Source organism: Nisaea sp. (assembly GCF_965216895.1).
Taxonomy (GTDB): domain Bacteria; phylum Pseudomonadota; class Alphaproteobacteria; order Thalassobaculales; family Thalassobaculaceae; genus Nisaea.
Window position 1 is genome coordinate 3,218,538 of the sequence record NZ_OZ244205.1, and the last position, 19,374, is coordinate 3,237,911.

Here is a 19,374-nt window from a genome sequence, read left to right on the forward strand (position 1 = left end):
CAGGGCGGGATCGCAGAATCCCGCCTGTTCCGACAATCAGAGGAACTGTGTGTCGACGTAGTAGTGGCCGCCATAGACGCCGCGCTTGAGTTCGCCGTCATCCATCTCCCAGAAGGCAACGCCGTTCGTCGCCGTCGAGGTCACCTGAATGTCCGCCTGGCCGTCGCCGTTGACGTCGGTGATGGCGGTGATCGACTCACCCGCTCCGAGGCTCTTCACATAATTCTTCGAGATGGCCTCGGACCCGTCCATCTCCCAGACCGAGACCGCGCCGCTCGAGGAGTTCTCGGCCAGGATGTCGGCCTTGCCGTCACCGTTGAAGTCGGCGAGGCCGCGCACCGTCCAGTCGGCGGACAGGTCGCCCGCATATCCGGCATTCAGAAGGGTGGCGCCGTCCATCTCCCAGACCGTCACGGCGTTGCTGGACCCGTTGCGCGCCAGCATGTCGTCCTTGCCGTCGCCGTTGAAGTCGGCGAAGCCCTCGATCGACCAGTCGGAGGACAGCGAGCCGACGAAACCCTTGTTGGAGGCGACGCCGCCATTCATTTCCCAGACCGAGACGCTGCCGTCCGTACCGTTGCGCAGGAACAGATCGTCGGTGCCGTCGCCGTTCATGTCGGAGACATGCTCAACCTTCCAGTCGGCACCGAGAGCGCCGGCGAAATTCTTCGCGGACGCCATGCCGCCGTTCATCTCCCAGACCGAGACGGAATTGTCGGACCCGTTGCGTAGCAGCAGGTCGTCCTTGCCGTCGCCGTTGAAGTCGGCCACGGCTTCCAGCGTCTCGTCGGCGCCGATCGTACCGGCGAAGCTCTTCTCGACCGGTGTCGCGCCGTCCATGCGCCAGACCGAGGCGGCGTCGTTGGCGGTGTTGCGGGCGATGAAATCCATCTTGCCGTTGCCGTCGAAATCGCCGGTGCTGAGGACTTCCCAGTCATTGCCGAGGAAGCCCGAGAAGCCCTTGGCCGGCTGCGAGATACCGTCCATCTCCCAGACCGAGACAGCGTCGTTGGCGCTGTTGCGGATCAGCAGGTCGTCGGTCCCGTCGCCGTTGAAGTCCTCGACCGCCTCGACCGTCCAGTTCTCGTCCAGATTGCCGAGGAAGCTGCGCTCGACGCTGACCGAGCCTTCCATCTCCCAGGCCATGACACGGCCGGTATCGGCATTGTGCCAGAGCATGTCGTCGTCGCCGTCGCCGTCGAGATCGGTCGCGGCGAGCAGCTTGTGGCCCGATTCCCAGCCGGCATTCGCGGTCAGCTCGATCTGCTCGACATTCTGGAAGTCGGCGCCGCTGCGAGCCTCGCGGATATTGATGAAGGCCCGGTCGAAGCCGGCGCCGCCGTCGATCACGGCGTCGTCGCCATCGGCATAGAGGCTGTCGCTGCCGTCGCCGCCATGGAGGCTGTCCGCGCCATCGCCGCCGCTGATGCGGTCGTCGCCGTCGCCGCCATAGATCACGTCGCCGCCGCCGAGCCCGTCGATCGTGTCGTTGCCGGCGAGGCCGTCGAGCACGTCGTCCCCTTCCGTCGCCGTCAGGACGTCGTCGCCCGCGGTACCGGTGATCGCCTCGTCCTCCGGCTCCTCCTCGACCGCTTCGGCGGAGAAGGTGAGGGTGGTGTCGCCGCTGCCGGAGACCGTGACGCTCTCGAAGCTGCCGGCGAGCAGGAAGGAGGTGTCCGGCACACCGTCTTTGTCGGTGTCGAGCCAGACGCGCGTGTTCGCGCCGTCCGCCATCAGGCTGACATCGCCGTCGCCCAGTTCGATCCCGGTCAGGACGACCGAGTCGCCGTCCGAATAATCCTCGATTCGGTCGCCTTCGAGTTCGGCGGCCGTGCCGCGGAAGATGTCGCTGCCGCTGCCGCCTTCGAGGACGTCCGCGCCGGTGCCGCCGGACAACAGGTCGTCGCCGTCGCCGCCGACGAGCGTGTCGTTCGGCTCCGGATCCATGATCCGGCGCAGCGAGACATTGTCGATCAGCGCGCCGTACTGGTCGGAGGTGCCGTCGGCATCGCCGCCGCTGAAAGCGATGACATGCGCGCCCGCGGTCAGGCTGACGGTCAGCGTCTGATGCGTCCATTCCTTGGCCGCGTCGTCGATCTCCAGCACCTTCTGCCCGTCGACCCAGACCGTCAGCTCGCTGGTTTCCGAAATCTGGTTGCCGCGCTGCCGTGCCGCGAAATCGAAGCTGAAGCGGAACTCGCCGTCGTCGGCAACCTGGACGGTCTGCGCCATCAGGACATTGGTGTCACCGTGGGTACCGCTGTTTTCCGGATGACTGTCCAGTTCGGCGACATGATTGTCGCTGGCCCAGTCTTCCGGCTGCTGCGGCGCGCCGCCGACCACACCGCGCTGGATCTCGATCGGCGCCACGCCGCCTTCGCCCGGGGTCAGGTCCTCGGCGGTCCAGCCGTCGACCGCGGTGAAAGTGCCCCAGTTGCCATGTTGCAGGGCGCCCGGGAGGTCCTCGAAATCGCCGTTGACGATCAGCTCCGGACCGAGCTCCTCGGTCGTATCCGCATCGCCGCCGATCAGGGTGTCCTCCCCGTCGCCGCCCTCGAGAAGGTCGTTGCCTGCGCCGCCGTCGAGCACATCGTTGCCCTGCTGGCCGGCAGCGTAATCGTCGCCTTCGCCGCCGATCAGGGTGTCGTCGGCCGTGGCCGAAGCGCTCGGGTCGGTGGTGACCTGGATGCTCCTGATCAGGTAATCGCTGCTGTCATGCGCGTTGCCGTCGTCGCCGCCGGCATAGTCGGTCGCGGAGAAGACCAGCCTGTCGAAGCCGCCATCGATGTTGATCGAGACGGTGGTCTCGTGGCCGCTCGCGGCAGTGAAGTCGGCTTCGCCAACCAGTTCGCCGTCGCGGTAGGCGGCCCAGTGGCCCTGCTCGCCGCCATTCCCTTCGGTGGAGAACAGCCTGAGGATCTCGACCGATGCGCCGTTCGCGATGGCGTCGAAATCGACAATCAGTTCCTCGGAGAATCCGAGCGCCGGGTCGAAGCCGAGCTGGTCAGGGATGCCGCCCGGAGTCATCGTGCCCTCGACGCCGAGCGCGTCGCGCTCGATGACGATGTTGTCGACACTGGCCTCGCTCTGGCTGCCGTTCTCCAGTGCCCGTGTCGCGGTGACAGTGAAGCCGCTACCGGTCTCGCCGAAGTTGGAACTGTCGATGCGGATGGTCTCGGGCTCGCCCGCAGGCGCGGTCGCGCCGTCGCCATAGAGAGAGTCGCTGCCCTCGCCTCCCTCGAGACGATCGCTGCCGAGGCCGCCGCTGAGGGTGTCCTCGCCCGCTCCCGCGGTCAGCGTATCGTTCCCGCTTCCTCCGTCGAGCAGATCGTTTCCGGTGCCGCCGCCGAGCGTGTCGGCGCCCGCGTTGCCGAGCACGGTATCGTCGCCCGCCGCCCCGGTGACCGTGTCGTCGCCCGCGCCGCCGGACAGCAGGTCGTTGCCGTCGCCGCCGTCGATCGTATCGTTGCCGCCGAGCCCGTCGATGGTGTCGTCGAGCATGCTACCGCTGAGGCTGTCGTCGCCCTCGGTGGCGGAGAGTTCGGCGGGCTCCGCCGCGGTGAAGCTCAGTGTGGTCTTGCCGTGATGCTGGCTCGCCTCGACCGCGGTGAAGACGCCGGTCAGCATGAAGCTGACCTCGGAGCCGTGATGATGACCGGTATCGATCGTGACCCGGGTATTGCCGTTCTCGACCGCAAGGGTGACGTCGTCCTCGTCGAACCGTGCGCGCGCGATGACAAGGTCGCCGTCTTCGGCGCTGTAGTCGGTGAGGGTATCGCCGTCGAGTTCCGACAGGCTGCCGAAGAAGGTATCGGCACCGGCGCCGCCCTCGAGCGTGTCGCTGCCGGACTCCCCTTCGATCCAGTCATTGCCCTCGCCGCCCCGCAGGAGGTCGTCACCGCTTCCCGCGGTCAGGATATCGCTGCCCGCACCGCCGTCGAGCGTATCGTCGCCGCGTCCGCCGCCAAGGCTGTCACGGCCGTCGCCGCCGGAGACGAGGTCGTTGCCGTCGCCGCCCGTCAGGGTGTCGTTGCCGTCGCCACCCTCGATCGTGTCGTCGCCGTCGTCGCCTGAGATACTGTCGTCGCCGTCGCCGCCGGAGAGCGCATCATCGCCGTCATTGCCGCGGATATAGTCGTCACCTCCGCCGCCGTCGACATTGTCGTCGCCTTTGCCGGCGATCACGTAATCGTTGCCGTCGCCACCCACAACGGTGTCGTCGCCATCATCGGCAAAGACCTTGTCTTTTCCGTCGCCGCCGTCGATCACATCGTTGCCCGCGCCGCCGGAAAGGGTATCCCGGTCGTCGCCGCCATCGATCGTGTCGTCGCCGTCGCCGCCGAACAGCCGGTCTTTCCCGCTGCCGCCCGCAACCGCGTCGCTGCCATCTCCGCCGACGACCGTGTCGTTGCCGTCGCCGCCGTCGAGTACGTCGCTGCCGGCGTCGCCGCTGAGCGCATCGTGGCCGTCGCCGCCATCGATCGTATCGTCACCGTCGCCGCCGCCGACCTGGTCGTGGCCGTCGCCGCCGTCGATCGCATCGTTGCCGTCACCGCCGAGGATCCGGTCGTGGTTCTGGCCGCCGTCGATCGTGTCTTCGCCGTCTCCGCCGGAGATCTGGTCGTTCCCGTGGCCGCCGTCGATCCGGTCGTTGCCGTCGCCGCCGTCGAGTACGTCGCTGCCGGTGTCGCCGCTGAGCGTATCGTCGCCTGCGCCGCCATCGAGCACGTCGGCGCCGGTCCCGCCATCAAGTAGGTCGTTGCCATCGCCGCCGGACAGACGGTCGTAACCTTCCTCGCCGGAGAGCGTATCGTCGCCGTCCTCGCCGTAGATCCTGTCGCTGCCCTGGTTGCCGTAGACGATGTCGTCGCCTTCGCCGCCATGGATCGTGTCGTCATTCTGCAGCGCCGAGACGGTGTCGTCGCCTTCGGTTCCGGTGATGTCGTCGGAATGAGGCGTGCCGATGATGACCCGGCCCTGCACTTCCTCGGTGAAGACGAGATCGGTATTGCCGCCGTTTCCGGTTGCGATCACGCCCCGGTATTCGCCGTCGATGGTGAAGCTCGCATCCGCGCCGCCGCCGTCGATCTCGACGGTCGTCCTGCCGTTGGCGACGGTGAGGGTGATGTCGTCGGCATCCAGGTCGGCATCGGTCACACGGACCACTTCGCCGCCCTGGTAATCCTCCAGCGTATCGCCGTCGAGTTCCGCCGCGGTGCCGCGGAAGAGGTCCTGGCCTTCGCCGCCGACCAGCGTGTCCGTGCCGGTGCCGCCGTTCAGCGTGTCCGCACCGGCGCCGCCTTCGAGGCTGTCGTCGCCGCTGTTGCCGTCGAGCCGGTCGTCGCCGTCTCCGGCATCGAGCCTGTCGTTGCCGGAATTGCCGGCGAGCCAGTCATTGTCGGCGCCGCCGTCGAGATAGTCCTCGCCCTGGTTGCCCCAGAGCACGTCGTTGCCCTCGCCGCCGATCAGCGTCGCGTCCTGGTAGTCGTAGCGGTTGCTGGCGAGGTCGAGTACGTCGTCGCCGTCGCCGCCGTCGATCACCTCGATGCCGGCCAGCCGCTCACCGGCGAAATCGAGCGCGATATTGTCGTTCTCGTCGGTGCCGGTCAGCGTGTCCACGCCGCTCGCGCCATCATCATGGTAGTTGTCGTAGCGCGCATGGCCCGGGTCTTGCGGCGTGAAGTTCTCCGCGTCGCCGAGCAGGGTCGGGTTTTCCGGGTCGCCGGTCTGGTAATGCCGGATGCCGCTGCCCGAGTCGTTGTTCCACTGGTAGAGGTCGCCGCCCTCGCCGCCGTTCAGATTGTCGCGGCCGTCGCCGCCGGCGAGCGTATCGGAGCCCGCGCCGCCGACCAGCGTGTCATTGCCCGCGCCGCCGTCGAGACGATCGTCGCCTGCATCGCCGGAGAGCGCGTCGTTGCCGTCATTGCCGGTGAGGGCGTCGTTTCCGTCGCCGCCTTCGAGCACATCGTTGCCGTCGCCGCCGTCGAGGGAATCCTCGCCTGCGCCCGCGGTCAGCGTGTCGTTTCCGGCGCCGCCGTCGAGACTGTCGTCGCCGGTGCCGCCGCCGAGCGTGTCCTCGCCCGCGCCGCCGAGCACGGTATCGTCGCCCGCGCCGCCGGTGACCGTGTCGTCGCCGTCGCCGCCATCGACCAGGTCGTTGCCCTCGCCACCGTCGATCGTGTCGTCGCCGCCGAGGCCGGTGAGCGTGTCGTCACCGCCCGTGCCGGTCAGGCTGTCATCGCCTTCGGAGGCCGTGACGTCCGGTGAGAAGGAGAGGGAGGTGCTGCCGCCATCCGTCGTCGCGGTGACCGAATGGAATTCGCCGCTGAGGGTGAAGGTGGCGTCCGTGCTGCCGTCGTTGTTGGCGTCGATGCGGACTGTGGTTTCGCCGTTTTCGTAGGTGAGCGAGACCGCGTCCTCGTCAAACGCGGTATTGGCGATGACCAGGTCGCCCTCTTCCGGATCGTAGTCGCTGATGCTATCGCCATTGAGGTCCGTCAGGCTGCCGACGAAGCTGTCCGCACCGCCGCCGCCGGCGAGCGTATCCGAGCCCGCACCGCCTTCGAACACATCGTTGTCATCGCCGCCCGAGAGCACGTCGTCGCCGATGCCGCCGGAGAGTTCGTCCGCGTCCGAGCCGCCGATCAGCGTGTCCGTGCCTTCGCCGCCCTCGAGCGTGTCGCTGCCCGCGCCGCCGTCGAGGCTGTCGGCGCCGTTGCCGCCAACCAGGTTGTCCCCGCCATCGCCACCCGCAAGCGCGTCATTGCCGGTACCGCCGTCGAGGCTGTCGTCGCCCGCGCCGCCGTCGAGGGTGTCGTCGCCATCGCCCGCGACCAGCGTGTCGTCGCCGTCGCCGCCATCCATGTCGTCATGACCGGTATGGCCGTCGAGGCTGTCATTGCCCGCGCCACCGTCGACGGTGTCGTTGCCGTCGCCCGCGACCAGCGTGTCGTCGCCGTCGCCGCCATCCATGTCGTCATGGCCGGTATGGCCGTCGAGGCTGTCATTGCCCGCGCCGCCCTCGAGGACGTCATTGCCGTCGCCGCCGGAGAGCGTGTCCTCGCCCGCGCCCGCGGTCATGACGTCGTTGCCGGTATGGCCGTCGAGGCTGTCGTCGCCCGCGCCGCCGCCGAGGGTGTCGTTGCCGTCGCCGCCGAGCACGGTGTCGTCGCCCGCGCCGCCGGTGACGGTATCGTCGCCGAGCCCGCCGTCGACCAGGTCGTTGCCGTCGCCGCCCTCGAGCGTATCGTTGCCCTGGCCCGCGGTCAGGATGTCGTCGCCGGTGCCGCCGTCGAGGCTGTCGTCGCCGAGCCCGCCGCCGAGCGTATCGTTGCCCGCGCCGCCAAGCACGGTATCGTCGCCGTTGCCGCCGGTGACCGTGTCGTCGCCGTCCATGCCGTCGAGCAGATCGTTGCCGTCGCCGCCATCGATGGTGTCGTTTCCGGCAAGACCGGTGATTGTGTCGTCGCCGCCGGTTCCGACCAGGCTGTCGTCGCCCGGCGTCGCCGTGACGTCCGGCGAGAAGCTGATCGAGGTCGCGCCGTCTTCCGTGCTTGTGATGACGGAATGGTATTCGCCGTTGACCGTGAAGGTCGCCTGCTCGCCGCCCGTGTCGATCGTGACCGTGGTCTGGCCGTTGGCGTAGGAGAGGGACACCGCGTCGTCGCCGAACGCGGCGTTGGCGATCACCAGATCGCCCTCGTCGGCGTCGTAATCGGAGATCAGGTCGCCATCGAGGTCCGTGACATCGCCGACAAAGCTGTCCGCACCGTCGCCGCCCGCCAGAATGTCCGCGCCGTCACTGCCTTCAATGACATCGTTGCCGGAACCGCCGATGAGAGTGTCGTCGCCACCGGCGCCGTTAAGACTGTCGTGGCCGTCGTTGCCGAACAGACGGTCGTTTCCGGCGCCTCCGTCCAGCGTGTCGTCACCCGCTTCGCCGCTGAGGGAATCGTCGCCGCTCCCGGCTTCGAGGATGTCGTTGCCCTCGCCACCCTCTAGCGTGTCGTCGCCGGCGCCGCCCGTGAGCTGATCTTCACCCTCGCCACCGTCGAGAACATCGTCGCCGTCGCCGCCGTCCAGGGTATCGTTGCCGGATCCCGATACGACCGTGTCGTTACCGATGCCGCCGTCCAGGCTGTCGTTGCCGCTCGCGCCGAAGACAAAGTCGTTGCCGGCGCCACCGAGCACGGTGTTGTCGCCGAGGTTGCCGTTCAGAGTGTCATCTTCGCTACCGCCGTCGATCAGATCGTTGCCGTTGCCGCCAAGGATAAGGTCCTCACTCGCACCGCCGCTGAGCGTGTCGTCGCCGTCGCCGCCATAGATCGTGTCGTCCCCGGCGTCGCCGTAGACGAGGTCACTGCCTTCTCCGGCAGAGAGGACATCCTCGCCCGCGCCGCCGAGCACGGTATCGTCGCCCGCGCCGGCCAGCACGGTGTCCTGGTCCTCGCCACCGTCAATCAGATCGTTACCGTCGCCACCTTCGACGCTGTCGCGGCCGGCACCGGCCTCGACGGTGTCGTCGCCATTTCCGGCGCGCACGATGTCGGAACCGTCTCCGGCCTCGACGTTATCTGCGCCGTCACCGCCATCGACGATGTCGATTCCGTTGCCGCCTTGCAGCGTGTCGTCGCCGGTTCCGCCGTCGAGGATGTCATTGCCCTCTCCGCCGATGAGAAGATCGTTATCCGCGCCGCCGGAAAGCGTGTCGTCGCCGGCGCCCGCGGTCAGGATGTCGTCGCCGGTGCCGCCGTCGAGGCTGTCGTCGCCGAGCCCGCCGCCGAGCGTGTCCTCGCCTGCGCCGCCGAGCACGGTGTCGTCGCCGGCACCGCCGGTGATGGTGTCGTTTCCGTCCATGCCGTCGACGAGATCGTTGCCGTCTCCGCCATCTATCGTGTCATCGCCTTCGAGGCCGGAAATTGTGTCGTCGCCGTCGGTCCCGACAAGGCTGTCGTCGCCCGGCGTCGCCGTGACGTCCGGCGAGAAGCTGATCGAGGTTGCGCCGTCTTCCGTCGTCGTGGTGACGGAGTGGAACTCGCCGGCCAGCGTGAAGGTCGCCTGCTCGTTGCCGGTATCGACGGTGACCGTGGTCTGGCCGTCGGCGTAGTCAAGCGTCACCGCGTCGTCGTCGAACGCGGCGTTGGCGATGACGAGATCGCCCCCGTCGGCGTCGTAATCCGTGATCACGTCGCCATCGAGATCCGCGACGTTGCCGACGAAGCTGTCCGCACCGTCTCCGCCGGTCAGCTCATCGCCACCCGCGCCGCCTTCGAGAACGTCATTGCCAGTCCCACCCTGAAGGGTGTCGTCACCAGCTTCGCCATCGAGGACATCGTCGTCCGCACCACCATCGATCAAATCGTCGCCGGCACCGCCATCCAGGCTGTCGTGACCGGCTGCGCCGCCAATGACGTCGTTTCCGCCTGCGCCCTGGAGCGTGTCGCTGCCATCGCCGCCATCGAGCTCGTCGTTGTCCGCGCCGCCGTCGAGCAGGTCATTGCCGCCGCCGCCAACCAGCGTGTCGTCGCCGGCGCCCGCCGTCAGCGTATCGTTGCCCGCCCCGCCGTCGAGGCTGTCGTCGCCGAGGCCGCCGCCGAGCGTGTCCTCGCCCGCGCCGCCGAGCACGGTGTCGTCGCCCGCACCGCCGGTGACCGTGTCGTCGCCGTCCATGCCGTCGACGAGGTCGTTGCCGTCGCCGCCGTCGATCGTGTCGTCGCCCCCGAGGCCGGTGATCGTGTCGTCACCATCGGTCCCGACCAGACTGTCGTCGCCCGGCGTCGCCGTGACGGCAGAGGAGAAGGTGAGATAGGTGTTGTTGCCGTCCATCTCGGAGGAGACGGAGTTGAACTCGCCGACCATTGTAAAGGTCGCATCATTGTCGCCGTTGCCGTCGATATGCACGGTCGTCGTACCGTTCTCGACGGTCAGAGTGACGTCGCTGACATCGAACGGCGCCGGCTCGGAGCCGCCGTCCGAATAGACAAGGACCTTGTCGCCCTGCTCTTCGTTATAGTCGGCAATAGTGTCGCCGTTCAGCTCCCAGATCTGGCCGGCGAAGGTGTCGGCACCGGTGCCGCCTTCCATCGTGTCGTTGCCGCCGCCGCCATCGAGCCGGTCATCGCCGGCGCCGGCCTGGAGCAGGTCGTCGTCGTCATAGTGGTTCTCGAAGAGGGTGTCGTTGCCCTCGCCGCCGATCAGCGTGTCATTGTGGTCGCCGCCGACCATGAAGTCGTCGCCGGCCCCGCCGTCGAGAAGATCCTCGCCGTCGGCGCTGAAGAGCGAGTCATTCCCGTCACCGCCGGAGAGGGTGCCGTCGCCACTCCGGTCGGCGATGTAATCGTCGCCTTCGCCGCCGTCGATGACGTTCTGGCCCTCGCCGCCGCTCAGCGTGTCGCTTCCGGCGCCGCCGTTGATCGTGTCGTCGCCATCGCCGCCCTGGACCTGGTCGTCGCCCGCACCGCCCTCGACGCTGTCGTCGCCGGCGCCGGCCTCGATCGTGTCGTCGCCGTCGCCACCGAGCAACGTGTCGTCGCTGCCCGAGGCTGTGCCCTCGGTGGTGAATTCGATGCTTCTGACGACATAATCGCTGCTATCGCCGGAGCCATTGGCGCCGTCAGCATAGTCGGTGGCAGTGAAGACCAGCTTGTCGAAGCCGCCGTCGACATCGATTGAAAGTGTAACCGTGTCGCCGCTGCCGGCCTGGAAATCAGCCTCGCCGACGGCTTGCCCGTCACGGTAGGCGGTCCAGTGGCCCTGCTCTCCGCCGTTGCCTTCATTGGCGAACAGGCGCCCGATCTCGACCGTGGCGCCGGTGCTCGTATCGTCGAACTCGACGATCAGTTCCTCGGAGAAGCCGAGGCCGGCATCGTAGCCGAGTTGGCCGGACGGACCGCCGGTCGCGCCCTCGACGCCAAGTCCGCCGGAACTGACCGAAACATTGTCCACACTCGGCTCGGAGCGGGAGCCGTCCCCGAGAGCATTGGTCGCCGTGATGCGGAAGCCGCTGTCCGTGCTGCCGAAATTGGAGGAGTCGATGCGGACGGTTTCAACCTCGGGCGTATCGTCGCCGGCGCCGCCGACCAGGCTGTCATTGCCCGCGCCGCCCTCGAGCCAGTCGTTCCCGGCACCGCCGTCGAGCGTGTCGTCGCCTTCGCCGGCCGTCAGGGTGTCGTTCCCGGTTCCTCCGTCGAGGCTGTCATTGCCGAGACCGCCGCCGAGCGTGTCCTCGCCTTCGCCGCCGAGCACGGTATCGTCGCCCGCGCCGCCGGTAACGGTATCGTCGCCTTCCATGCCGTCGACGAGATCGTTGCCGTCGCCGCCATCGATCGTGTCGTCGCCGGCAAGGCCGGTAATGGCGTCGTCGCCGTCGGTTCCGGACAGGCTGTCGTCATAGGGAGTCGCGCCGCCGACCGTGTCGTTGCCGTCGCCGCCGGAGACCGTGTCGTTGCCGTCGCCGCCGGAAACCGTGTCGTTGCCGTCGCCGCCGGAAACCGTGTCGTTGCCGTCGCCGCCGGAGATAGTGTCGTTGCCGTCACCGCCGGAGACCGTGTCGTTGCCGTCGCCACCGGAGACCGTGTCGTTGCCGTCACCGCCGGAGACCGTGTCGTTGCCGAAGAACAGCTTTGTGTTGCCGTTCTCTTCAGTGGTGGTGACGGTGTTGTAATCGCCGAGTACGGTGAAGGTCGTGTTGGCGTTTCCGTCGCCGTCGGTATCGACGGAGACCGTGGTCCTGCCATCGGCAGATTCGAAGCTGAAGTCGCCGGGACCCACGAGCGCGCCGTCGATCTGGATGACATCGCCGCCATCCTGGTCGTAATCGGCAATGGTCTCGCCGTTCAGTTCGTCGGCCGTGCCCGCGAAGGTATCGGCGCCGTCGCCGCCATAGAGCAGATCGCTCCCGGCGCCGCCACGCACCTCGTCGTTCCCGGACCCGCCGAGCACGGTGTCGTCCTCGGCGCCGCCGTCGACATAGTCGTCGCCCGCGCTGCCGAACAGAAGATCCCGGCCTTCGCCACCCTCGACCCGGTCATCGCCCGCGCCGCCGACCAGCGTGTCGCTGCCTGCCCCGCCGAGCAGCGTGTCGTTGCCGGCGTCGCCGAGCGCCAGGTCGTCGCCCTCGCCGCCGCGTACGGAATCGTCACCCTCGCCGCCGACCACGGTGTCATTGCCGGTGCCGCCATCGATCGAATCGTTACCGAGGCCGCCGAAGATCACGTCGTTGCCGGCCCCGCCATCGAGCACGTCGTCGCCGCTCGCGGCCACGGCGTCTCCGTCATCGCTATCGCCGACGATCACGTCATCGTCGTCGCCGCCGCTCAACGTGTCGTCGCCGCTACCGCCCGTAACCGAGTCGCCGCCATCGCCGCCGGTGACGGTGAAATCGCCTTCATCGAAGCCACCGTCATCGCCAGCGGTCGTGGTGTCGTCGCCAGCCGTGGTGTCATCACCGCCAGCGGTCGTGTCTTCGCCGCCTGCGGTCGTATCGTCTCCACCAGCCGTGGTGTCATCACCGCCAGCGGTCGTGTCTTCGCCGCCTGCGGTCGTATCGTCTCCACCAGCCGTGGTGTCGTCGCCCCCGGCGGTCGTGTCATCACCGCCAGCGGTCGCGTCGTCTCCACCAGCCGTGGTGTCTTCGCCTCCGGCGGTCGTGTCATCACCGCCAGCGGTCGTGTCGTCTCCACCAGCCGTGGTGTCGTCGCCTCCGGCGGTTGTGTCATCACCCCCGGCGGTCGTGTCATCACCCCCGGCGGTCGTGTCGTCTCCACCAGCCGTGGTGTCGTCTCCACCCGCGGTCGTGTCATCGCCCCCGGCGGTCGTGTCATCGCCCCCGGCGGTCGTGTCGTCGCCCCCGGCGGTCGTGTCATCGCCCCCGGCGGTCGTGTCATCACCGCCAGCGGTCGTGTCATCGCCACCAGCCGTGGTGTCGTCGCCCCCGGCGGTCGTGTCATCACCGCCAGCGGTCGTGTCATCGCCACCAGCCGTGGTGTCGTCGCCTCCGGCGGTTGTGTCATCACCGCCAGCGGTCGTGTCGTCTCCACCAGCCGTGGTGTCGTCTCCACCCGCGGTCGTGTCATCGCCCCCGGCGGTCGTGTCATCGCCGCCAGCAGTGGTGTCGTCGCCTCCGGCGGTCGTGTCATCACCGCCAGCGGTCGTGTCGTCTCCACCAGCCGTGGTGTCGTCGCCGGCGGTCGTGTCGTCTCCACCCGCGGTCGTGTCGTCGCCGCCGGCCGTGGTGTCGTCGCCCCCGGCGGTCGTGTCATCACCGCCAGCGGTCGTGTCGTCACCGGCGCCGCCCGAGACACTGTCGTCAGGCTGGTATTCATTCCAGTCGTCACCAAGCACGGTGTCCTCGACGCCATCGCCGAAAATCGTGTCGTTGCCGTCGTTTCCGTTCAGGGTGTCGTCGCCGGCGCCGCCGATCAGCAGATCGTCGTCCGAGCCGCCATCGAGGCTATCGTTGCCGTCGCCGCCCTGGAGCGTATCGTCTCCTGCGCCGCCGCTGACGACATCGTCCCCGTCGCCGCCATCCACCAGGTCATCGCCGTCATCGCCGAGCACGGTGTCGTTGCCGCTGCCGCCGGCGACCGTGTCGTTGCCCGCGCCGCCCTCGGCGAGATCGTCTCCTTCGCCGCCAAGCACGGTGTCGTCGCCCGCGCCCGCGGTGAGCGTGTCATTGCCGGTGCCGCCGTCGAGCTGGTCGTTGCCGTCGCCGCCGCCGAGCGTGTCCTCGCCCGCCCCGCCGAGCACGGTGTCGTCGCCATCCGCGCCGGTCAGGGTGTCGTTTCCGTCACCGCCGTCCAGGAGATCGTTCCCGGCGCCGCCGGTCATAGTGTCGTCGCCGGCCCCGCCCGAGAGCGTGTCGTTGCCCGCGCCGCCCTCGGCGAGATCGTTTCCTTCGCCGCCAAGCAGCGTGTCGTCGCCCGCGCCCGCGGTGAGCGTGTCGTCGCCGGTGCCACCGTCGAGCAGGTCGTCGCCGTCGCCGCCGCCAAGCGTGTCATCGCCCACCCCGCCGAGCACGGTGTCGTCGCCATCCGCGCCGGTCAGGGTGTCGTTGCCGGCACCGCCATCGACCAGATCGTCCCCGGCCCCGCCGGTCATGGTGTCGTCGCCGGCGCCGCCCGAAAGCGTGTCGTTCTCCGAACCGCCGTCGACGATGTCGTCGCCATCGCCGGCAATGATGGTATCGGAGCCGCCGTCGCCGGTGACGCTGTCATTCCCGCCGGCGCCGGTGAGCGCGTCGTTGCCCTCGCCGCCAACCACGGTATCGTCGCCTTCGGAGCCGATGACCGTGTCGTTGCCGTCGCCGCCGATCAGGAAATCGTTGCCGCCGGCGCCGTCGATATAGTCACTGCCGCCGCCACCGTTGAGCGTGTCGTCGTCCTCGGTGCCGATCAGCGTGTCGTCGAGCGACTCGCTACTGAAGCGTAGCTCGGAATGATCGCCGTTCTGCGCGACTTCGACGCCGATGAACTCGCCGTTCAAAGTGAAGCTGGAACTCGTGCCGCTGCCCGTATCGATCTCGACGGTCGTCTGGCCGTCCTGTGCCGTCAACGTGACGTTGCCTTCGGCGATCTGGGTGTTCTCCAGACGCACGACGTCCTGGTCCTCGTAGTCGGCGATCAGGTCGCCGTCGAGCGAGGCCGGGGTGCCGCTGAAAGTGTCGCTGCCGGTGCCGCCCGCCAGCGTATCGCTGCCGCTGCCGCCGTCGAGCAGATCGTTGCCCCCGGCGCCGCTCAGCAGATCGTCGCCGCTGCCGCCGTCGAAATTGTCGGAATAAGCGCTGCCGACGACGGTATCGTTGCCGGCGCCGGCATCGACGCCGAGACCGATGAAGCTCGCATCGATGAAATCGTCGCCGGAGCTAACCGAGTCAAAAACGTCGCGGAGCTGATCGCTGGTGACGGTGATCCCGTCGTCGAGGAACTCAAAACCTTCGACTTCACGATTGGCCTCTGTCCAGCGGTTGATCTGGACCAGGTCGTCATAATCCGCGATATCCTCTGCGCCGTTCTCGCCGACGCCGACATAGAGCGTGGACCCGTTGAGGGAGAAGGTCGTGTTGTCGACCATCCCGTCGCCGGCAAGCTGCAGCCGGTCGTTCGCGCCGCCGTCCCTGTCGACGGGGGAATAAACGGTGCCGAGCGGGGAGCGCCCGGTAAAGACATACTCGTCGAGAATCTGGTCGCGGCCTTCGCCGGCGCGATAGACGTATGTATCGTTGCCGCCGCCGCCGCGAAGCTCGTCATCTCCGGCGCCGCCCGAAAGAGTGTCGGACGCGGCGGCCTCGTTGATCGTGCCCTGGGAGCCACCGCTGCCACGGATCGTATCGTTGCCGTCGTTGCCGATCAGCAGATCCTCGCCGTCCCCGCCGTCGATGTAATCGTCGCCTGTGCCGCCGTCGATCGTGTCCCTGCCGGTGCCGCCGACAATCGTGTCGGCGCCGGCATCGCCCCGCCCGAGATTGTCGCCGTTGCCGAGCCGGATGGTGTCGTCCCCCTCGCCGCCGCTGAGGGAGTCGTTGCCGCCGGCCGCAACCATCGAATCGTTACCGCCGGCTCCGTCCATCGCGGTATTCTCGGGACCGCCCCAGCTCAGGACATCGTCGCCGGCGCTACCGGAGATGTTCTGCAGCATCTCGACGACATTCATCTCGCTGCCGTCGCCGAACTCGAACGTCTCGACCCGATTCAGGGAGTCGCGCCAGTCGGTGACCGTGATCTGGTCTTCCAGATCGAATATGTCCGTCTCGCCATTCCGGATGCCGACAACCAGATCGTCGCCAACCAGATTGAGCCAAAGATCGTCGGCTGTGATGCCGTCTTCGAAAGCGATCGTGTCGTTGCCCGCGAACTCGTCGCGGCTGAAGAGGATGATTTCGCCGCCGGGCGTCAGTTGAGTATGGAAATACTCGTCGTGAATCTCGTCGCGGCCGTCGCCGACGCCGTACTCGTAGACATCGTCGCCGCCGCCGCCGCGCAAAGTGTCCGCGCCGGCGCCGCCGGACAGGGTGTCGTGTCCGACATTCTCGTTGATGTTGCCCTGTTCGCCGCCGGAACCGCGGATCAGGTCGTCGCCTTCGCCGCCCTCGAGGCTGTCATCGCCGTCGCCGCCGTCGATCGTGTCATTGCCGACCCCGCCCTCGACGGTATCGTTGCCGCTCTGTCCGGACAGGCGGTCGTTGCCTTCGTTGCCGTAGACACTGTCGTCGCCGGCGCCCGCAATCAGCGTGTCGCCGCCGCCGCCGCCGCCGAGAGAATCCGCGCCGCCGCCCCCGCTTACCGAATCTGCGCCGTCCGCCGAGGCCACCGAGATACCCTCGCTGCCGCTCCACTGGATCGTGTCGGCGCCGTCGGTCCCGGAGATGTTGTCCAGGATATCCTGCGTCGACCAGACGGACCCGTCGGAAAATGTGAACTGCTCGATCCGGTTGTTGCTGTCCGACCAGTTCCGGATCACCACCATGTCTTCGGAGTCGAACGGGTTCACCCCCGGCTGCAGGACCGCAACATAGAGGTTGCCGTCGCTGATCGTGATCCAGAGATTGTCCGGTGTGATCCCCGGGCCGAGATTCAGCGTGTCGAGGCCGCCATTGCCTTGCTGCACCGGCTGCAGTCCGCCAAGCGGGTTCTCGGGATAATAGTGATACTCGTCGAGAATTTCGTCGCGGCCGTCGCCGATGCGGAACTCGTAGGTATCGTTGCCGCCGCCACCGCGCATCGTGTCGTTGCCGGTGCCGCCGTCGAGCGTATCGTCGTAGGACAGTTCGTTAACGGAGTCTACGGAACCGGCGCTGCCGAGAAGAAGATCGTCACCGCCGCCGCCGACGATGGAATCCTCTCCGCCGCGGCCATCGATCGTATCGGCGCCACTGGTCCCGAGTAGGGTATCGTTCCCGTTCGTACCGTTAAGCTCGGCCATCCAATTTAACTCTTCAATCGCACATGTTGTGCGTTGACGCTCTCAAGCCGCAAATTATCGCAGGAATTAATTAAGAAATAGCGAAGGAAATCGCTTATTTCGCTGCTTTGTGCATACATGAGTGCGTCTCTTTCTGTGACGAAAATAGCTTTTAGCACAAGCTACTATAGATACACTACAAGACGCGGCGAAAAAATCAATAAAATTCGATCTAATTTTCTTCGATAATCCGAAAACGCGGTTTTCTTGATGCGCCCGGCGGCATTTGGGATAACGTCGGCGCGCCGGCTCCAAGGCGGAGACCGGCGCCACAAAAACTGCTTGCGCGCCGCGGTTGGATCCGGCCGAAGAGAGCATAATCATAGAGGCCGGAGCCTGAAACAGATGAATATCAGTACCTTCTTCGAGAGCGAACTGGATGAGCACCTGAAAGTGGCGGCCGCGGTCCGGGAAACGCTTTCGGCGCCGTTCGCCGAACTGACCGAGAAATGCGTGGACTCGATCCGGAACGGCGGAAAGATCCTGTTTTTCGGCAATGGCGGCAGCGCGTCCGACGCGCAGCACCTGGCGACGGAACTGACGATCCGCTACATCACCGACCGCGCCGCCATCGCGGCCATCGCCCTGACCACCGATGGCTCGGCGCTGACGGCGGCGGGCAACGATCTCGGCTTCGAGCACCTGTTCTCGCGGCAGATCGAGGCGCTCGGCCGGCCGGGCGACGTCGCGATAGGTATTTCGACCTCGGGTCGCTCGCCCAACATCATCGCGGGACTGAAGATGGCTCGGGAAAAAGGCCTCGTGGCGGCCGGTCTTTCAGGAGAAACCGGCGGCGACATGGTCGGGCTCGCGGAACCGTTGATCAGGGTGCCGCACCGGGCTGCCGCGCGGATTCAGGAAATGCATATCACGATCGGCCAGGCGCTTTGCGGGGCGATCGAAATCCAGCTTGGCCTCGTGGAGGGGTAATGACGCACGATTCCGACCTTGCGGCGAAGGTCGACTCGCTCGCCGGAGTCCGTCTGCTCTGCGTCGGCGACGCGATGCTCGACCGGTTCGTCTATGGAACCGTCGACCGTATCTCGCCGGAGGCGCCGGTTCCGGTACTCCGCATCCAGCGCGAGACGGCGATGCTCGGCGGGGCCGGAAACGTGGTGAGGAACCTCGTGGCGCTCGGGGCAGAGGCCTGTTTCATCTCTGTCATCGGACGCGACGCGGCGGGGCGTGAGCTTACCGGTCTGGTCGCCGAGGAAGCGGGTGTCGAGAGCCACCTGCTGACCATCCCCGGGCGCGAGACCACGATCAAGGTGCGCTATGTCGCCGGCGCGCAGCAGCTGTTGCGCGCGGACCGGGAAAATGTGGATGCGGTCGATGCGGGGGTCGAGGAAGACCTGATTTCGCGCGCGGTCGCCGATCTGGATCTATCCTCCGCCCTTGTGCTGTCCGACTATGGCAAGGGACTGCTGAGCAAAGCCGGTCTGGCGCAACTGATCGGCGCGGCACGGGAAAAGGGCCGCCCCGTCATCGTCGACCCGAAGGGAAGCGATTACAGCCGCTACCGCGGGGCCACGGTGATCACGCCGAACCGGCGCGAGCTTTCCGAGGCGAGCGGCATGCCCGTCGACAGCGTCGAAGCGATCGTCTCCGCCGCGCGCCACATCATCGACGCCGCCGGGATCGAGTCGGTCCTGGTCACGAGAAGCCAGGACGGCATGACATATGTCGGCGGCGATCCGGACGCCGAGCCGCTGCATTTCCAGGCCGCCGCCCGCGAGGTCTTTGACGTTTCCGGCGCCGGCGACACGGTCGTCGCGGTGCTGGCCGCCGCGCTCGGACGGGGCCTTCCGATGACCCACGGGATCGAGCTGGCGAATGCCGCGGCCGGAATCGTGGTCGGCAAGATGGGGACCGCCGTCGCCTATGCTTCCGAGCTTGCCGCGACGTTTCGGGCTCACGATCTGCTGCAGGGCGAAATCAAGGTCGCAGGCGCCGACATCGTCGCCAAATGGGCCAAGGAGTGGCGCGAACGGGGGCTGCGCGTCGGCTTCACCAACGGCTGTTTCGACTTGCTGCATCCGGGACACGTTTCCCTGATGCGCCAGGCCAAGGCGGCCTGCGACAAGCTCGTGGTCGGGCTGAACAGCGACGCGTCCGTGGCGCGCCTCAAGGGGCCGACGCGACCGGTTCAGTCGGAAGCGGCCCGCGCAGCGGTGCTCGCTTCGCTCGCCACCGTCGATGCGGTCGCAATCTTCAGCGAGGACACGCCGCTTGAACTGATCAGGACAATCCGCCCCGATGTGTTGGTGAAAGGTGCCGACTACACCGTCGAAACCGTTGTCGGGGCGGACTTCGTGCAGTCCTGCGGCGGCAAGGTCGTCCTGGCACAGCTGGAGGACGGGCACAGCACGACGGCCACAATCGCCCGGATGAACGCGGGAAAATAGGGCCGTCGTTCCG

General features: G+C 67.4%; 3 protein-coding genes. 2 read left to right on the top strand and 1 reads right to left on the bottom strand.

Features of this window, described 5'->3' with window-relative positions; all coding sequences use genetic code 11:
- Positions 1-36: 36 nt before the first annotated feature.
- The gene (locus ACOOE1_RS15480) at positions 37-16,917 is read right to left on the bottom strand and encodes a calcium-binding protein (protein ID WP_420403097.1); all 16,881 of its coding nucleotides are present in this window, start codon (positions 16,915-16,917) and stop codon (positions 37-39) included.
- A gap of 384 nt (positions 16,918-17,301) precedes the next feature.
- Between ACOOE1_RS15480 and ACOOE1_RS15485 the strand changes: the two genes are divergently transcribed.
- Both ACOOE1_RS15485 and rfaE1 read left to right on the top strand, forming a co-directional pair.
- Positions 17,302-17,886 (top strand): SIS domain-containing protein, encoded by a 585-nt coding sequence (locus ACOOE1_RS15485; protein WP_420403098.1) that lies wholly within the window; start codon positions 17,302-17,304, stop codon positions 17,884-17,886.
- Positions 17,886-19,361 carry a D-glycero-beta-D-manno-heptose-7-phosphate kinase gene (gene rfaE1 / locus ACOOE1_RS15490; RefSeq protein ID WP_420403099.1) on the top strand — a complete coding sequence of 492 codons (1,476 nt, stop codon included), beginning with the start codon at positions 17,886-17,888 and terminating at the stop codon, positions 19,359-19,361. Before ACOOE1_RS15485 ends, rfaE1 begins: the two co-directional genes overlap by 1 nt.
- Positions 19,362-19,374: the final 13 nt, after the last annotated feature.